Annotated in this window: 15 protein-coding genes; 8 read left to right on the top strand and 7 right to left on the bottom strand. The window is 70.4% G+C overall.

All coding sequences use genetic code 11. From position 1 onward, the window contains the following. Positions 1-46: 46 nt before the first annotated feature. The 4 genes from OG933_RS38810 to OG933_RS38795 all read right to left on the bottom strand — a co-directional run bounded on the left by OG933_RS38810 (position 47) and on the right by OG933_RS38795 (position 5,344). A complete protein-coding gene (locus OG933_RS38810; protein WP_405631704.1) occupies positions 47-1,015 on the bottom strand; it encodes an SMP-30/gluconolactonase/LRE family protein in 969 nt (322 codons plus the stop codon). Between the two features lie 134 nt (positions 1,016-1,149). Next, on the bottom strand, positions 1,150-1,437 hold the full coding sequence (locus OG933_RS38805; protein WP_028806200.1) for a hypothetical protein: 288 nt from the start codon (positions 1,435-1,437) through the stop codon (positions 1,150-1,152). A gap of 212 nt (positions 1,438-1,649) precedes the next feature. Next, the gene (locus OG933_RS38800) at positions 1,650-3,218 is read right to left on the bottom strand and encodes an arabinogalactan endo-beta-1,4-galactanase (protein ID WP_405631702.1); all 1,569 of its coding nucleotides are present in this window, start codon (positions 3,216-3,218) and stop codon (positions 1,650-1,652) included. A 104-nt stretch (positions 3,219-3,322) separates the two neighbouring features. Further along, entirely contained in the window at positions 3,323-5,344 is a 2,022-nt protein-coding gene (locus OG933_RS38795; protein WP_405631701.1) for a beta-galactosidase, read from the bottom strand. A 228-nt stretch (positions 5,345-5,572) separates the two neighbouring features. Between OG933_RS38795 and OG933_RS38790 the strand changes: the two genes are divergently transcribed. The 6 genes from OG933_RS38790 (at position 5,573) to OG933_RS38765 (ending at position 10,708) form a co-directional block, all read left to right on the top strand. Beyond that, positions 5,573-6,901 (top strand): extracellular solute-binding protein, encoded by a 1,329-nt coding sequence (locus OG933_RS38790; RefSeq protein ID WP_362521518.1) that lies wholly within the window; start codon positions 5,573-5,575, stop codon positions 6,899-6,901. Then, the gene (locus OG933_RS38785) at positions 6,898-7,821 is read left to right on the top strand and encodes a sugar ABC transporter permease (protein WP_362521515.1); all 924 of its coding nucleotides are present in this window, start codon (positions 6,898-6,900) and stop codon (positions 7,819-7,821) included. The genes OG933_RS38790 and OG933_RS38785 overlap by 4 nt, the downstream gene beginning before the upstream one ends. Then, positions 7,818-8,723, top strand: coding sequence for a carbohydrate ABC transporter permease (locus OG933_RS38780; protein WP_405631700.1), 906 nt, complete (start codon positions 7,818-7,820; stop codon positions 8,721-8,723). Before OG933_RS38785 ends, OG933_RS38780 begins: the two co-directional genes overlap by 4 nt. Then, positions 8,720-9,754 carry a LacI family DNA-binding transcriptional regulator gene (locus OG933_RS38775; protein WP_405631699.1) on the top strand — a complete coding sequence of 345 codons (1,035 nt, stop codon included), beginning with the start codon at positions 8,720-8,722 and terminating at the stop codon, positions 9,752-9,754. The genes OG933_RS38780 and OG933_RS38775 overlap by 4 nt, the downstream gene beginning before the upstream one ends. A gap of 126 nt (positions 9,755-9,880) precedes the next feature. Continuing rightward, entirely contained in the window at positions 9,881-10,231 is a 351-nt protein-coding gene (locus OG933_RS38770) for a VOC family protein (RefSeq protein ID WP_362268423.1), read from the top strand. A gap of 84 nt (positions 10,232-10,315) precedes the next feature. Further along, positions 10,316-10,708, top strand: a complete 393-nt coding sequence (locus OG933_RS38765; protein ID WP_362521506.1) for a MarR family transcriptional regulator — start codon at positions 10,316-10,318, stop codon at positions 10,706-10,708. A gap of 56 nt (positions 10,709-10,764) precedes the next feature. On the opposite strand, the gene OG933_RS38760 is transcribed toward OG933_RS38765, so the two are convergent. Continuing rightward, on the bottom strand, positions 10,765-11,163 hold the full coding sequence (locus tag OG933_RS38760; protein ID WP_020126043.1) for an SseB family protein: 399 nt from the start codon (positions 11,161-11,163) through the stop codon (positions 10,765-10,767). Positions 11,164-11,472: 309 nt separating this feature from the next. After that, positions 11,473-12,102 carry a MerR family transcriptional regulator gene (locus OG933_RS38755; protein WP_405631697.1) on the bottom strand — a complete coding sequence of 210 codons (630 nt, stop codon included), beginning with the start codon at positions 12,100-12,102 and terminating at the stop codon, positions 11,473-11,475. Between the two features lie 133 nt (positions 12,103-12,235). Between OG933_RS38755 and OG933_RS38750 the strand changes: the two genes are divergently transcribed. Continuing rightward, positions 12,236-12,637: a DUF3291 domain-containing protein gene (locus OG933_RS38750; protein WP_362521498.1), complete on the top strand. Its 402-nt coding sequence runs from the start codon at positions 12,236-12,238 to the stop codon at positions 12,635-12,637. Between the two features lie 116 nt (positions 12,638-12,753). Next, positions 12,754-14,199: a glyceraldehyde-3-phosphate dehydrogenase gene (locus OG933_RS38745; protein WP_362521495.1), complete on the top strand. Its 1,446-nt coding sequence runs from the start codon at positions 12,754-12,756 to the stop codon at positions 14,197-14,199. A 60-nt stretch (positions 14,200-14,259) separates the two neighbouring features. Here the strand turns inward: OG933_RS38745 and gndA are convergent, their stop codons facing one another. Continuing rightward, on the bottom strand, positions 14,260-15,699 hold the full coding sequence (gene gndA / locus OG933_RS38740; RefSeq protein WP_054240726.1) for an NADP-dependent phosphogluconate dehydrogenase: 1,440 nt from the start codon (positions 15,697-15,699) through the stop codon (positions 14,260-14,262). Between the last annotated feature and the right edge of the window lie 105 nt (positions 15,700-15,804).

Genomic DNA, 15,804 nt, shown 5'->3' with positions numbered 1-15,804 from the left:
CCGCCTCATCGGAGTGATCACGACCGGGCACCAGCGTAACGCCGTCTCACTTGGTCACGGGCGCCTCGCAGACCGCGATGCCGCGCTCCCAGAGGCTGCCCAGGACCAGTCGGCCGCCGGTCTCGCAGACGCTGGTGACCATGCGGAACCCGGAGCGGCGGTGGGTGAGGTGGTGGACGATCCGGCCGTCGTCGTCGACCGCGAGCACCCCCGTCGTGCCCGACGGACGGTACGGCGCGTTCACGGCGAGGCGGGCGGCTCGGCGGCGTACGGCGGGGCCGGCGAGGTGCAGGAGGTCGAGCGGGGGGACGCGCGGGCCGGCCAGCGCCACCCAGACCGGGCCGTCGGGCGCGCCGCGCCACAGGTTGTCCGGGAACCCCGGCAGCCGCTCGACGAGCGGCTCGGCCCGGCCGGCCCGGGGGCCGGTGAGCTGGTAGCGGGTGAGGCGGCGCGCGCCGGTCTCGGCGACGATCAGGAAGGAGTCGTCGGCGCCGCGCGCCAGGCCGTTGGCGAACTGGAGCCCCTCCAGGACGACTTCGGCCTCCCGGGCGCCGGGTTCCAGGCGCAACAGGCGTCCGGTGCCGGTGTGTTCGACGAGGTCGCCCATCCAGTCGCGCAGGGGGTGGACCTGGCTGGACACGGTGAAGTACACGGTGCCGTCGGGCAGCGCGACGACGTTGCTGCAGAAGCGCAGCCGCTCCCCCGCCGCCGACTCGGTCAGGACACGGACGTTTCCGGTGCCGCCGTCGGGGTCGACGCGCAGCAGCGCGCCCTCGGCGCAGCAGACCAACAGGTCGCCGTCCGGAAGGAGTTCGAGGCCGAGCGGCCGGCCGCCGATCTCGGCGATGTGCTCGACACGGGCCGCGGGCGGGTCGTCCAGACCGTCGATACGCAGGATCCGCCCGTCCGCCACCCCGGTCAGTACCCGCCCTCTGGGGTCGGCGACGACGTCTTCGGGGCCGTGTCCGGGGAGAGTGATGTACCTGAGGGGGACGAGAGGCGTCCGACGGTCCATATGGGCCGCCCTTCCTTGAGGAGGCGGCCATCCTCGCAGGCGGGCATGGCGTCGACAGGTCGTGGCCGTCGTCTTTTGCCGGGCCTTTCCGGAGGGTGGACCCTCCGTCCTCTACCGCCCCTTCCCGAAGTCCTTCACCACCCCTTCTCGAACATCCGCGCCACTTCGGCGATGCGCATCTCGTCGCGCCGGTAGTAGGTGCGCCGCCTGATCCGCTTGGCGCGCAGCAGGCCGATGCCGGCGAGCAGGCTGAGGTGGGTGCCGGCCACCTGCCGGCGCACGCCCAGCTTCGCCGCGACGAGGTCCGCCGTGACGCCGTCCTCGACCAGGTCGCCGTGGCGTTGCGGCGGGAAGTGCCGGGCCGGCTCCTTCAGCCACTCCAGGATTTCCAGTCGCCTCTCACTCACGGGAGTCCTCAGCATCGTCGTCCCCTCCGTCCCTGTGGTCGGGGCTCCCCCGGTACCGCGTCGTCCCACTGTTCCGCAGCCGGGGCCGTCGTGTCCCGCACTCCGCGAGCCTTGGCCGGGATCGAACACCTTTGCCCCACAAGGGTGTTCGGATGAACGGTCGGAAGACGGACGGGGGCCCGGCCGCGCGGTGCGGCCGGGCCCCCGCTCCGGGAGGGAAGGGCGGATCAGCGGTGGCTGAACCACGACATGGAGGACAGGGCCTTGTCGTCGTAGCCGAACAGGGCCTGGTTCTCCCAGCCGTTGCCGGAAGCGGCGTCGGTCGGGTCCCAGCCGTTGCCGGTGACGGCGGTCCAGGTGGACTCCCAGTAGAAGACGCCGAGTCCGCGGCCGTTCGGGACGGCCTCCACGATGCTCGCCACGTCGTTCATCCACCGGGTCTGCCCGGCGACGGTCGCCGGATAGCCGGACACCAGCTCGCCGGCGAGGTCGATGATGTTCTCGGTCGAGTCCTCGCTGTCCAGCCGGAAGGGGTACGCCGTCTCGGCGACGTAGACGGGCTTGGCGTAGCGGGAGGCCGCGTCGTCGAGGGTGCTCTGGAAGTCGGCGAGCGTGCCGTGCCAGTACCCGTAGTACGACAAGCCGATGACGTCGAACTTCACACCGTTCGAGACGGCGTTGTCGAACCACCAGCGGGTGCCGGCCAGGTCACCGCCCTTGGCGAGGTGCAGCGCCACGGTCGTCCCGGAGTTGACCGCCTTGACCGCGTCGTAGCCGGAGTTGAGCAGTCCGGCGAGCTGCGACCAGTTGTCGGTGGAGCCCGTGGACCACAGCATGCCGCCGTTGATCTCGTTGCCGACCTGCACCATGTCCGCGGTGGTGCCCTGGGCCTTGAGGGCGTTGAGGACGTCGTAGGTGTGGTTGTAGACGTCCGTCTTCAGCTGGCTGTAGGAGTGCCCGGCCCACGCGGCGGGCACGGTCTGCGCCCCCGGGTCGGCCCAGGTGTCCGAGTAGTGGAAGTCCACCAGGAGCTTGGTGCCCTGCGCCTTGATGCGCTTGGCCGCCGCCAGGACCCGCGCCTTGTTGTTGTAGCCGTCGGCGGGGTTCACCCAGACCTTCAGGCGCGCGTAGTTCTGTCCGGCGTTCTTCAGGACGGCGAGCGCGTCCTGGGTGGTGCCGGAGCTGTTCTTGTAGACGCCGCCCAGGGCCTCGCTCTTGATGAGCGACGACACGTCCGAGCCCTTGATGGACAGGCCGGTGGAGCCCGACGCGAAGGTCAGGTCGTCGACGTTGATCCAGTTCCCGGCGTTGGCGTCCGAGTTGATGCTGATGGTGCACTGGTTGTTCGTCACCGCGATGGAGGTGACGATCCGGATCCAGCCGCTGGCGGAGACCGGGATGGCGGTGCGCTGCTCGGCGCTGCCGCAGTTCTTCAGCGCGAGGTACGCGGAGTTCTGGCCGCCGCCGGAGCGCACCCAGGCGGTGAGCTTGTAGTTCCCGTTGGTGAGCCCGGACAGGTACTGGTACGTCTCGACCTTGTAGGCGGAGGCCGAGTAGTGCGAGAGGCGGTAACTGCCCGCGTGACCACCGGACTCGGTGAAGGAGGCGGAGTTCTGCCCGGCCGCCGAGTACGTCGACCAGCCGGACGGGGTCGCGGTGCCGGCGCCGTCGGTCTCGAAGCCGGCGTTGGTGAGGGTGGTGGCCGCCTGCGCGGTCTGCGCGGGCAGGACGGTGAGGGCGAGCCCCGCGGCGAGCGGCAGCAGCAGGGTTCTGAGTGTGCGTCTGGGATGGAACATCGTCGTCCGTCGTCCCTTCGACGTGATGGATGGGGATTCCCTCGTGCGACGAGGGGCCCCCTCCGCCCGCGGCTCGCGGCTCCACGGGCGAAGGGGGAGTCGGCTCAGCCGTCGAGTCGCACGACCCGTACGGCTCCCGCCGGGACCGCGAGGCGGCCGGCGGCTCGTTCGCCCGTCAGCAGTTCGGTGCCGGAGGTCTCCAGCGGCACCTTGGCGTCGGTCGTGGTGTGGTTGATCGCGAAGAGGTAGCTGCCCGTCTCGCCGGAGCGGCGCACGACCTCCACGTCGTGCGGCAGGTCGGCGCGCGGGGCGATCGCCGCGTCCTCGGCGGCCCGGCCGAGCAGCGTGTCCAGGCCCTCGTGGCCGAGGCGGGTGGAGACGTACCAGGCGGTGCCCTCGCCGAGCCGGTGCCGGGTGACGGCGGGGTGGCCGGCGGTGAGGCCATCGGCGTAGGTCCAGACGGTCTCGGCGCCGCGCGGCACCACGAACTCCGTCCACACGTCGCCGGCGAGCTCGCTGCCGTCGGGGCCGGTCAGGCGCACGCTCCCGCCCTGGAGCAGCGGCGAGAACTCCTCGACCGTCAGGCCCAGTACGTCGCGGAGCGCGCCGGGGTAGGCGCCCTCGTGGACGGCGTCGTGCTCGTCGACGATGCCGGAGAAGTACGACACGACCAGGGTGCCGCCGTTCGCGACGTACTCCTTGAGGTTGTTCCCGGCCGCCTCCGTCATCAGGTACAGGGCGGGCACCACGACCAGCGGGTACCGGGAGAGGTCGGCCTCGGGGTGGGCGAAGTCGACGGTGAGGTGGCGGTCGTAGAGGGCCTCGTAGAAGGCGTCGGCGCGTTCGCGCGGGTCGGCGTCCTCGCTGGGCCGCCAGTCGAGGTTCTGCGCCCACCAGGAGTGCCAGTCCCACAGGACCGCCACGTCGGCCTCGGTGCGGGTGCCGCGGATCGCGCCGAGCGAGTCGAGGGAGGCACCGAGCTCGACGACCTCGCGCCAGACGCGGGTGTCGGTGCCGCCGTGCGGGACCATCGCCGAGTGGAACTTCTCGGCGCCGCGCCGGGACTGCCGCCACTGGAAGAACATCGCGCCCTCGGAGCCGCGGGCCACGTGGCCGAGGGAGTTGCGGGCCATCTGGCCGGGGGCCTTGGCGGGGTTGCGCGGCTGCCAGTTGACGCCCGAGGTGGAGTGCTCCAGGAGGATCCAGGGGGCGCCGGCGGCGACGGAGCGGGTGAGGTCGGCGGCCATCGCGAGGTTGACGTGGGTGCGGCGGCCGTCGGTGATCAGGTAGTGGTCGTTGGTGACGATGTCGACCTCACGGCCCCAGGCCCAGTAGTCGACCGAGTCGCACTGGCTGAGGGCGGTCATGAAGTTGGTCGTCACCGGGACGCCGGGCGCCAGGCGGTGCAGGATGTCCCGCTCCGCACGGAAGTTCTCGCGCATGGTGGCGTCGGCGAACCGCTTGTAGTCCAGGGCCTGCCCCGGGTTTCCGACGGTCGGGGTGGCACGCGGCGGGTTGACGTCCTCGAAGCTCGCGTAGCGCTGGCCCCAGAAGGCGGTGCCCCAGGCCTTGTTGACCGCCTCGACCGTGCCGTACGTCGTCTCCAGCCAGCGGCGGAAGTGGGCGGCGCAGGAGTCGCAGTAGCAGGCGGAGACGGGCACGCCGTACTCGTTGTGCACGTGCCACATCGCCAGCGCCGGGTGGTCTCCGTAGCGCTCGGCGAGGCGGGTGGTGATGTTCGCCGCGGCGGCGCGGTAGTCCGCGTTGCTGTGACATATCGCGGCGCGGGAGCCGAACTCGTAGCGCACGCCCTCGGGGGTCACGGGCAGGGCGTCGGGATGGTCGCGGTAGAACCAGACCGGCGGCGCCACGGTGGGGGTGCCCAGGTCGACGCGGATGCCGTTGTCGTGCAGCAGGCCGATGACGCGGTCCAGCCAGCCGAAGTCGTACTCCCCGGGTGACGGCTCCAGCAGGGCCCAGGAGAAGATCCCGACGCTCACCATGGTGACGCCGGCCTCGCGCATCAGCCGGACGTCGTCCTGCCAGACGCTTTCCGGCCACTGCTCGGGGTTGTAGTCCCCACCGAAGGCGAGCCTGGTGAGGCCCTTGGGGCTGGTCTCCGGCATGGATCTCTCCCGTTTAATCGATCATTTGGGAACGTGCACACACTGCGGCGGCGTTCGGATCCCAACATAACCGCACAGCAACAACCATTGACAAGTGTCCGGGATGTTTCTCTACTGTGAACGCTCACAGACAGCAGAGCAGCTTCTCGCGACGGGCGGGGAGCCCGCTCCTGCGATCGCATGGCAGGTTTTCGCACCGGGCGAGAACCCAGGTCAGGGGAGAGATCCATGCCCAACACGAAGCGTCGGCGGCTCTTTGCCAGAGGTGCGGCTGCCACCATCGCCGTCGCCCTCGGCGCCACCGCACTCACCGCCTGCGGCTCGTCCGACGAGGACAGCGCCGAGTCCGGTCCGGTCTCGCTCACGTACTGGACGTGGACGCCCGGCATGGACAAGGTCGTGGACCTGTGGAACAAGGGCCAGGGCAAGAAGGACCAGATCACCGTCACGGTGAAGAAGCAGGCGTCCGGCGACACGCTGGTCACCAAGATCCTCACCGCGCACAAGGCCGGCAAGGCCCCCGACCTGGTCCAGGCCGAGTACCAGGCGCTGCCGACGCTGGTCAGCAATGACGCGCTGGCGGACATAGCGAAGAACGTCGGCGACGCGAAAGCCAAGTTCGCCGACGGTGTCTGGCAGCAGACGACGCTGGGCACGGACGCCGTCTACGCGGTGCCGCAGGACATCGGCCCGATGATGTTCTACTACCGCGCGGACCTGTTCAAGAAGTACGGCCTGACGGTCCCGACGACCTGGGAGCAGTTCGCGGCCACCGCCCGGACGCTGAAGGAGAAGGCTCCGGACACGGACCTCACCACCTTCTCCGCGAACGACTCCGGCCTCTTCGCGGGCCTCGCCCAGCAGGCCGGCGCCAAGTGGTGGACCACCTCCGGCGACAAGTGGAACGTCGGCATCGACGACGCGGCCACCAAGAAGGTCGCCGACTTCTGGGGCGGCCTCGTCAAGGAGGGCGCCATCGACAACCAGCCGATGTACACGCCGGCCTGGAACAAGGCGCTCAACACCGGCAAGCAGATCGCCTGGGTCTCCGCCGTGTGGGCCCCGGGCACCCTGACCACCGCCGCGCCCGATACCAAGGGCAAGTGGGCCATGGCCCCGCTCCCCCAGTGGTCGAACAGCGAGAACGTCACCGGCAGCTGGGGCGGATCCTCCACCGCCGTGACGACGGACTCGAAGCACAAGGAGGCCGCCGCGAAGTTCGCCGCCTGGCTGAACACCGACGGCGACGCCCTCAACGCGCTGGCCAAGGAGAGCGGCATCTACCCGGCCTCCACCTCCGCCCAGCTCAGCGGCGCCTTCACCACCCCGCCGGACTACTTCTCGAACCAGGCGGACTTCTACACCACGGCCGCCAAGATCGCGAAGACCACGGCGCCGTCGGCCTGGGGCCCGAACGTGAACGTCGCCTACACCACCTTCAAGGACGCGTTCGGCGCCGCCGCGAAGGACAAGTCGGACTTCTCCGCCGCCCTGGCCAAGATGCAGGCGGACACGGTCGCCGACCTCAAGAAGCAGGGCTTCGAGGTCTCCGAGTGACCATCGCACGCCGGAGGTCGTACGGGGTCAAGGGGGCCCCGTACGCCTTCCTTGTCCCGGCGACGATCCTCTTCGCCCTGTTCTTCGCGCTGCCCATCGGGTACGCGGTGTGGCTCAGCTTCCGCAAGGTGCACGTCTCCGGCCTCGGCCTGGGCTCGGGTGCGCGCAAGGAGGTCTGGGCCGGCCTCGAGAACTACACCGACGCCTTCACCGACAGCGAGCTGCTCGACGGCGCGCTGCGCGTCCTCGGTTACGGCTGCATCGTCGTCCCGGTGATGCTGGGCCTGGCACTGCTGTTCGCGCTGATGCTCGACTCCGACAAGGTGCGCCTCGCGCCGTTCACCCGGCTCGCGATCTTCCTGCCGTACGCCATCCCCGGCGTGGTGGCGGCACTGCTGTGGGGCTTCCTGTACCTGCCCGACGTCAGCCCGTTCTACTTCGTGCTGGAGAAGCTGGGCATGCCGCAGCCGGACCTGCTGGACGGCGGTCCGCTGTACCTCGCCCTGTCGAACATCGCGGTCTGGGGCGGCACCGGCTTCAACATGATCGTCATCTACACCTCGTTGCAGGCCATCCCGGCCGAGGTGTACGAGGCGGCGAAGCTGGACGGCGCCACCCCGACGCAGATCGCGCTCAGGATCAAGATCCCGATGGTGGCGCCCTCGCTGGTGCTGACCTTCTTCTTCTCGATCATCGCCACCCTCCAGGTGTTCAACGAGCCGACCACCCTCAAGCCGCTCACCAACTCCGTGTCCACGACCTGGAGTCCCTTGATGAAGGTGTACCGGGACGCGTTCGGCACCGGAGACATCTACCAGGCGGCCGCCGAGGCCGTGATCATCGCATTCGCCACGCTGGTGCTGTCCTTCGGCTTCCTGCGGGCCGCGAACCGCCGCAACAAGCAGGAGGCAGCACGATGAGTTCTCTTGCCGTCCAGAAGGCCTCCTCGGCCGCCAGCGCCACGGGCACCGCCCAAAGCCGTCCGCCGCTGCGCGGCCGGATCGCACTGGTGCCGACGATCACACTGCTGCTGGGGGCGATCTACTGCCTGCTGCCGGTGGCCTGGGTGGTGATCGCGTCCACCAAGTCCGGCAGCGAGCTGTTCTCCACGTTCACCTTCCTGCCGGGCAGCGGGTTCACCGACAACCTGCACGACCTCAACGCCTACCGCGACGGCATCTACTGGCAGTGGATGGCCAACTCCGCCCTGTACGCCGTGCTCGGCGCGCTGCTGTCCATGTGCGTGTCGGCGTTCAGCGGCTACGCGCTGGCGACGTACCGCTTCCGGGGCCGCGAGACGCTGTTCAACGTCCTGCTCGCGGGCGTGCTGATGCCGCCGATCATCCTCGCCATCCCCCAGTACCTGCTGATGGCGAAGGCGGACCTGACGGACTCCTACTGGTCCGTGCTGCTGCCGCAGGTCCTCTCCCCGTACGGCGTCTACCTCGCGCGCATCTACGCGGCCGCGGCCGTGCCGAGCGACGTGGTGGAGGCCGGCCGGATGGACGGGGCGAGCGAGTGGCGGATCTTCACCAGGGTCGCGCTGCCGATGATGGTGCCCGGCATGGTGACGGTGTTCCTGTTCCAGTTCGTGGCGATCTGGAACAACTTCCTGCTGCCCTACATCATGCTCAGCGACGACGAGAAGTTCCCGCTCACCCTCGGTCTGTTCACGCTCCTCGAACAGGGCGCCAACACCCCGGCGCTCTACACGCTGGTGATCACCGGCGCGTTCCTCGCGGTGATCCCGCTGGTGGCGCTGTTCCTGGTCATTCAGCGGTTCTGGAGCCTGGACCTGCTGTCCGGAGCCGTAAAGTCATGACCATGAACAATGGTGCGGGGGGCCGGCGCAGACCGCCGACCATCCACGACGTGGCGCGGGAGGCCGGAGTCTCGCGGGGCACGGTCTCGCGGGTGCTCAACGGTGGACACTACGTCAGCCCTTCCGCGGCCGAGGCGGTCAACGCCGCGATCCGCAGAACGGGTTACGTCGTGAACCGGCACGCCCGTTCCCTGATCACCGGCCGTTCCGACTCGGTGGGCTTCCTGCTGACCGAGCCCCAGGAACGGTTCTTCGAGGACCCCAACTTCAATGTCCTGCTGCGCGGCTGCACGCAGGCGCTGGCCGCGCACGACATCCCCCTCCTGCTGATGCTGGCCGGGACCGAGGACGAGCGGCGGCGCATCACGCGGTACATCACCGCCGGGCATGTCGACGGGGTGCTGCTGGTCTCCAGCCACTCCGGGGACCCGATCGCCACGGAGCTGCGCGAGGCGGGCGTCCCGCTGGTCGCGTGCGGCAAGCCGATCGGGATCGGGTCCAAGGTGAGCTACGTGGCCGCCGACGACCGGGACGGCGCCCGGGACATGGTGCGCCATCTGCTGGCGCAGGGCCGTCGGCGGGTCGGCGTGGTCACCGGCCCACTGGACACCCCCGGTGGTGTGGAGCGGCTCGCGGGCTACCGGGAGGTGCTCGCCGAGGCGGGTGTCGACTACGACGAGCGGATCGTCGTCTCCGGTGACTACAGCCGGGCCAGCGGTGAGGCGGGCGCCGAGCGGCTGCTGGCGCAGGCAGCGGACCTCGACGCGGTCTTCGTCGCGTCCGACCTGATGGCACAGGGCGTGCTGACGGCGCTGCACCGGGCGGGACGGCGGGTGCCCGAGGACGTCGCGGTCGGCGGCTTCGACGACTCCCCGGCGGCGACCGCGGCCAGCCCCTCCCTCACCACCATCCGTCAGCCCTGGGACCGGATCAGCAACGAGATGGTCCGGGTGCTGCTCGCCCAGATCGGGGGCGAGGACCCGGCGGCGGTGATCCTGCCGACGGAGCTGGTGAAGCGGGAGTCGACGTAGCGGACCGGGCGGTGCGCGCCGAACCGGTCAGGATCGAAGAAGCCGTCAGCCGCTCCCCGGCCTAGCGTGAGCAGTGCGGGAACACGGACCCGTTCCCGCCCACCGCACGTCACCGAGGAGAACGCCATGAGCGCCGGCATGCAGACCATCATCTACCCCGTCAAGGACCTCGCCCGGGCGAAGGCCCTGTTCAGCGCGCTGCTGGAGGTCGAGCCGTACGCCGACGAGCCCTACTACGTCGGTTTCAAGGCCGCGGGGCAGGACGTCGGGCTGGACCCGAACGGGCACGCCAAGGGCATGACCGGGCCGGTTCCGTACTGGCACGTCACCGACCTGCGCGAGCGGCTCGCGGCGCTGGTCGCGGCGGGGGCGGAGCTGCTCCAGGACGCGCAGGACGTCGGCGGCGGCAGGCTGATCGCCTTCGTGAAGGACGCGGACGGCAACCTGGTGGGGCTGCTCCAGGACCCGGCCGCCTGAGGCGCCCGAGGCGCCGGAGGAACCGCTTGCACCCGCACTAGTTGCACACTCAATGAATCGCCGTTTCGGTGTTACCGTGCACATATGGCAGCGAAGACGGCCGGGGCGGGCCTCGAAGAGCGGTGGCGGGACATCCTGTCGGTGCACGCGCGCACGATGTGCGAGATCGATCGCGCGCTGCACCCGCACGGTCTCGGGGCGAGCGACTTCGAAGTCCTCGACATCCTCGCCTCCGAGGCACCCCGGGAGGGCGACCAGTGCCGGGTGCAGAACCTGGTCGGACGGGTGCACCTCAGCCAGAGCGCGCTGTCCCGGCTCATCGGCCGCCTGGAGAAGGAGGGCCTGGTGGAGCGTTCCGTCTGCATGGAGGACCGGCGCGGGGTGTGGGTCGCCCTCACCCGTAAGGGCCGCGACCTGCACACCGAGGTACTGCCGCTCCAGCGGGCGGTGCTGGGGCGGATGCTGGCCGAGTCCTAGGCCTTCCCGGCTCCCCCGGTCCGCGGGGGAGCCCGGTGCGGGGAAGCGTCCGTGGTTCAGCGGGCCAGCAGCGTGCGGACCCCCTCCGAGGTGAGCGTCAGCGGATGGTCGCCGGCCGCGTCGATCGACAGGGACAGCTCACCGGTCGGCCACTGTGCGGCGAGCGCGCCGAGCGGCACGAGTCGGTAGCGGGCGACCTCGGGCAGCAGGTCCGCCATCTCCGGTTCGGAGGTGAACACCGGCACGACGGGCGCGCCACCTGGCTGTTCGAGGACGGGCAGCGCGACCGTGGCCGGGTTGGTGACGTCCTCGTCGATGGCGTCGTCGGGCACGGGCACCAGGACGTCGCAGTGCGCGAGCGTGTCCAGTGCGGCGGTGTCCTCGGTGTCCCGGGCCAGCGCGTCCAGCGCCAGCGCGGCGGGGTTGTTGATGCGGTCGTGCGCGGGTGTCTCCATGACGGTCTCCCCTGGTAGCGGCGGTCCGGCCACGCGTACCCGACCGGCAGACGCTCAATCCCCCGTCGGCCGCCGGGGGGCCGACCACCACATGCCCGGCACAGATCCGGACGATCCGTGCGATCCGTGTGATCCATGGGAGTGGCGACCTGAGGCCCGCCGGGAACGGCTTTCCTCGGCCGGTCCGAAACGGGTTCCCCCGGCCGGCCCGGCGACACTCGGGCGCCGCACGCCGGCCGCGCGAAAACCCTCACCACTCGGCGACGCGGACCGTGCGGCAGCCCCTTCACGACGTCGGCGGGTCCCCGGCTACGGCAGGTCCTGGGAGGGGTGCCGGCGGGCCGACTCGTTCTCCTGCGCCATGCGCCTGAGGGCCATCAGCGCGGGCTCCAGCAGGACGGTCAGCAGCAGCGCGCGTTCGGCGGCCTCCAACGGGTCGGTGAGGCCGTCGAGTTGGTCGAGATCGAGGGTGGCGGTGCGCTCGGCGAGTCGCGCGTACGGCAGCAGGGTACGCCGGTCCAGCGGGACGCCGAGGGAGCGCAGCGAGGACAGGGTCTCGGCGAGGGTGGCCCGGGCGGGCGCCGACTCGTGCACGTCCCAGCCCAACTCCTCGACCAGCGCGGCCACTTCGGCAACCTCGGGTGTTTCCTCGGCGGGCTCGTCGTCCACCCGGAGCGAACCCAGGGCGAGGCCGAGCAGGCGGTGGGTGTCGCCGGTGTGCTCCGCGAGGGCGTCCAGCACCTCGCGGGTGGTGCTGACCGACAGCCCCCGCACGCCGGTCAGGGCGCGGATCAGGCGGAGCCGGCGCAGGTGCTGGTCGTCGTACTCGGCCTGGGTCGCCGCCGTCTGCCGGCCGGGCCGGAGCAGGCCCTCGCGGAGGTAGTACTTGATCGTCGTCACGGAGACGCCGCTGTGGCGGCTCAGCTCGGAGATGCGCATGCGGTTCGGCTCCGGTTCCTGCGGTTCGGTTTCGGTCCGGCACTGCCCTTGAAAACTGGATACCTCTACTGTCTAACATAGATAGTGAAGGTATCCAATATTCCTTCGCATCACCGGAGAGAAGGCAACAGCCATGCCCACCCTGCGCTGGACCACCGTCAACACCCCCGCTCCGGACACCGAGGCGTTCGTCATGGCGTCCCGGTTCGAGGTGCGCTCCCTCAAGGACGTGCCCCGCTTCTTCGCCCAGTCCCTCAAAGCCTGGAAGCAGGTCTCCGGCGCGCCCGGCGCCTACGGGGCCTCGCTGATCGCCCAGCCCCTGAAGCGCACTTTCTGGACCCTGTCGGCCTGGGAGGACAAGGCCGCGCTGTACACGTACGCGCGGACCGAACCGCACAGGTCGATCATGCAAGGGCTGCGGCCCACGACGAAGGGCTCGGTCTTCACGTTCTGGGAGGTACCGGCGGCCGACCTGCCCGTCGACTGGACGGACGCCCGGCGGCGGCTCGCCGACCAGGAGCGGGCCGACAGCTGAAACGCTCCCCGCGCGGCCTCCCGGCACGGGGTGCACAGCTGAGCGCGGGCCCGCTTGAATGATCGAATGACCGGAGGGTTAGCATATGAGCGCCACCTAGCTCGAAAGATAGGCCCGTGACGCTCAACGACGATTCGTTCACCAACTGGAAGAACCGCGAGGAGATCGCGGAGTCGATGATCCCGATGATCGGGAAGCTGCACCGCGAGCGGGACGTGACCGTCCTGCTGCACAGCCGCTCCCTGGTGAACAAGTCGGTGGTCAGCATCCTCAAGACCCACCGGTTCGCCCGCCAGATCGCGGGCGAGGAGCTCTCGGTCACCGAGACGCTGCCGTTCCTCGAGGCCCTCACCGCGCTCGATCTCGGCCCGTCGCAGATCGACCTCGGCATGCTCGCCGCGACCTACCGGGCCGACGGCCGCGGACTGTCGGTGGCGGAGTTCACCGCGGAGGCCGTGGCCGGCGCCACCGGCGCGAACAAGATCGACCGGCGCGAGCCGCGCGATGTCGTCCTGTACGGCTTCGGCCGCATCGGCCGGCTCGTCGCCCGTCTGCTCATCGAGAAGTCCGGCTCCGGCAACGGCCTGCGACTGCGCGCCATCGTGGTGCGCGGCGGCGGCGAGCAGGATCTCGTCAAGCGCGCGTCCCTGCTGCGCCGCGACTCGGTGCACGGCCAGTTCCAGGGCACGATCACGGTCGACGAGGCCAACAGCAGGATCATCGCCAACGGCAACGAGATCACGGTGATCTACGCCGACGACCCGAGCCAGGTCGACTACACGGCGTACGGCGTCCGCAACGCCATCCTCATCGACAACACCGGCAAGTGGCGCGACCGCGAAGGCCTCGCCAAGCACCTGCGACCGGGCATCGACAAGGTCGTGCTGACCGCGCCGGGCAAGGGCGATGTGCCGAACATCGTGCATGGCGTCAACCACGACACCATCAAGCCGGACGAGCAGATCCTGTCCTGCGCCTCCTGCACCACCAACGCGATCGTCCCGCCGCTGAAGGCGATGGCCGACGAGTACGGCGTGCTGCGCGGCCACGTGGAGACCGTCCACTCGTTCACCAACGACCAGAACCTGCTGGACAACTACCACAAGGCCGACCGTCGCGGCCGTTCGGCGCCGCTGAACATGGTCATCACCGAGACCGGCGCCGCCTCCGCGGTCGCCAAGGCGCTGCCCGACCTCAAGGCGCCGATCACCGGCAGCTCGATCCGTGTGCCGGTGCCGGACGTCTCGATCGCGATCCTCAGCCTGCGGCTCGGCCGGGAGACGACCCGCGAGGAGGTCCTCGATCACCTCCGTGAGGTGTCACTGACCTCGCCGCTCAAGCGCCAGATCGACTTCACCACGGCGCCGGACGCGGTCTCGATGGACTTCATCGGCTCGCGCCACTCCTCGATCATCGACGCCGGCGCCACCAAGGTCGACGGCGACAACGCGATCCTCTACCTCTGGTACGACAACGAGTTCGGCTACTCCTGCCAGGTCGTCCGCGTCGTCCAGCACGTCTCCGGGGTGGAGTACCCGACGTACCCGGCGACGGGCGTCTGAGACCGACCGCGCGGAGAAGGAGTGGGGCGCCCTGGGCCGAGGGCGCCCCACTCCCGTGTGTCAGGCCGACGTCTCCGGGCGGTCGGCCTCGGCCCAGTGCGTGTGGAAAGCGCCGGGACGGTCGGTGCGCTGGTAGGTGTGGGCACCGAAGTAGTCGCGCTGGCCCTGGAGAAGGGCTGCGGGCAGGCGCTCCGCGCGCAGGGTGTCGTAGTGGGCGAGCGCGGCCGAGAAGGCGGGCACGGGAATGCCACGACGGGCGGCGGAGGCCACCGTCTCCCGCCAGGGCACCTGCGCGTCCGTGATCTCCATGGCGAACTCCATCTCGCCGAGCAGGCTGACCAGGTCCGGGTCGGCGGCGTACGCGGCGCGGATGCGGTCGAGGAACGAGGCGCGGATGATGCAGCCACCGCGCCAGATCCGGGCGACCGCACCCAGGTCGATCTTCCAGCCGAACTCGCCGGCCGCGTCCTGGATCATCTTCCAGCCCTGGTCGTAGGCGATGACCTTCGAGGCGTACAGGGCGTGCTCGACCTGTGAGGTGAAGCGGGTGGCCTCGGTGCGGCTGAGCGGGGGTGTGGTGCCCCCGGGGAGGCCCGCGTAGGCGGCGCGCAGTGCGCTCTGCCCGGAGGCGGCGCGCGCGAAGGTGGCCTGGGCGATGGCGGTGACCGGGGAGCCCAGGTCCAGGGCGGTCTGCACGGTCCAGCGGCCGGTGCCCTTCTGACCGGCGGCGTCGGCGACGATGTCGACGAAGGCCAGGCCGGTGGTGGCGTCGGTGTGGCCGAGGACGTCGGCGGTGATCTCGATCAGGTAGGAGCCGAGCCGGCCCTCGTTCCAGGTGCGGAAGATGTCGGCGATCTCCGCCGGGGTGTAGCCGGCGACCTGGCGCAGCAGGTCGTACGCCTCGGCGATGAGCTGCATGTCGGCGTACTCGATGCCGTTGTGCACCATCTTGACGAAATGCCCGGCGCCGTCGGTGCCGATGTGCGTGGCGCAGGGCTCGCCGCCGACCTTCGCGCTGATGGACTCGAACATCGGGCCGAGGACGTCGTACGACTCGGTCGAGCCGCCGACCATGACGGCCGGCCCGTTCAGCGCGCCCTCCTCGCCGCCGGAGACGCCGGCGCCGACGAAGTGGAGACCGCGCTCGCGCAGGGCCTCCTCGCGGCGGCGGGTGTCGGCGTAGTGGGCGTTGCCACCGTCGATGATCATGTCGCCGGGCTCCAGGAGCGGGGCGAACTCGTCGATGACCGCGTCGGTGACCGCGCCAGCCTGCACCATGATCATCAGCCGGCGGGGCCGTTCGAGCGCGGCCACGAAGTCCGCGGCCGACTCGGCGGGGACGAAGGCGCCCTCGTGGCCGAACTCCTCGACGAGCGCGCGGGTGCGACCGGCGGAACGGTTGTGGACGGCGACGGTGTAGCCGTTGCGGGCGAAGTTGCGCGCGAGGTTGCGGCCCATCACGCCGAGGCCGGTGACGCCGATGGCGGCGGTTGCGTTCACGAGGTACGTCCCTAGGATCGGTGGCGTGGTCGGAGGGGCGGGCGGCCCCCCGGTACCCCCAGGTACGGACCGTCGGCCGGTTCTTCTCGATCCGTCGGCGATTCC

Origin of the sequence: Streptomyces sp. NBC_00016 (assembly GCF_045040885.1) — a bacterium.
GTDB lineage: Bacteria > Actinomycetota > Actinomycetes > Streptomycetales > Streptomycetaceae > Streptomyces > Streptomyces coriariae.
Note: the sequence above shows the minus strand (reverse complement) of the source record. Positions and strands in the feature narration are given on the sequence as shown.

Bases quoted from the DNA above. Each gene is read 5' to 3' on its own strand.
- OG933_RS38810 (WP_405631704.1), bottom strand. From the start codon at position 1,015: ATGGACCGTCGGACGCCTCTCGTCCCCCTCAGGTACATCACTCTCCCC.
- OG933_RS38805 (WP_028806200.1), bottom strand. From the start codon at position 1,437: ATGCTGAGGACTCCCGTGAGTGAGAGGCGACTGGAAATCCTGGAGTGG.
- OG933_RS38800 (WP_405631702.1), bottom strand. From the start codon at position 3,218: ATGTTCCATCCCAGACGCACACTCAGAACCCTGCTGCTGCCGCTCGCC.
- OG933_RS38795 (WP_405631701.1), bottom strand. From the start codon at position 5,344: ATGCCGGAGACCAGCCCCAAGGGCCTCACCAGGCTCGCCTTCGGTGGG.
- OG933_RS38790 (WP_362521518.1), top strand. From the start codon at position 5,573: ATGCCCAACACGAAGCGTCGGCGGCTCTTTGCCAGAGGTGCGGCTGCC.
- OG933_RS38780 (WP_405631700.1), top strand. From the start codon at position 7,818: ATGAGTTCTCTTGCCGTCCAGAAGGCCTCCTCGGCCGCCAGCGCCACG.
- OG933_RS38775 (WP_405631699.1), top strand. From the start codon at position 8,720: ATGACCATGAACAATGGTGCGGGGGGCCGGCGCAGACCGCCGACCATC.
- OG933_RS38770 (WP_362268423.1), top strand. From the start codon at position 9,881: ATGAGCGCCGGCATGCAGACCATCATCTACCCCGTCAAGGACCTCGCC.
- OG933_RS38765 (WP_362521506.1), top strand. From the start codon at position 10,316: ATGGCAGCGAAGACGGCCGGGGCGGGCCTCGAAGAGCGGTGGCGGGAC.
- OG933_RS38760 (WP_020126043.1), bottom strand. From the start codon at position 11,163: ATGGAGACACCCGCGCACGACCGCATCAACAACCCCGCCGCGCTGGCG.
- OG933_RS38755 (WP_405631697.1), bottom strand. From the start codon at position 12,102: ATGCGCATCTCCGAGCTGAGCCGCCACAGCGGCGTCTCCGTGACGACG.
- OG933_RS38750 (WP_362521498.1), top strand. From the start codon at position 12,236: ATGCCCACCCTGCGCTGGACCACCGTCAACACCCCCGCTCCGGACACC.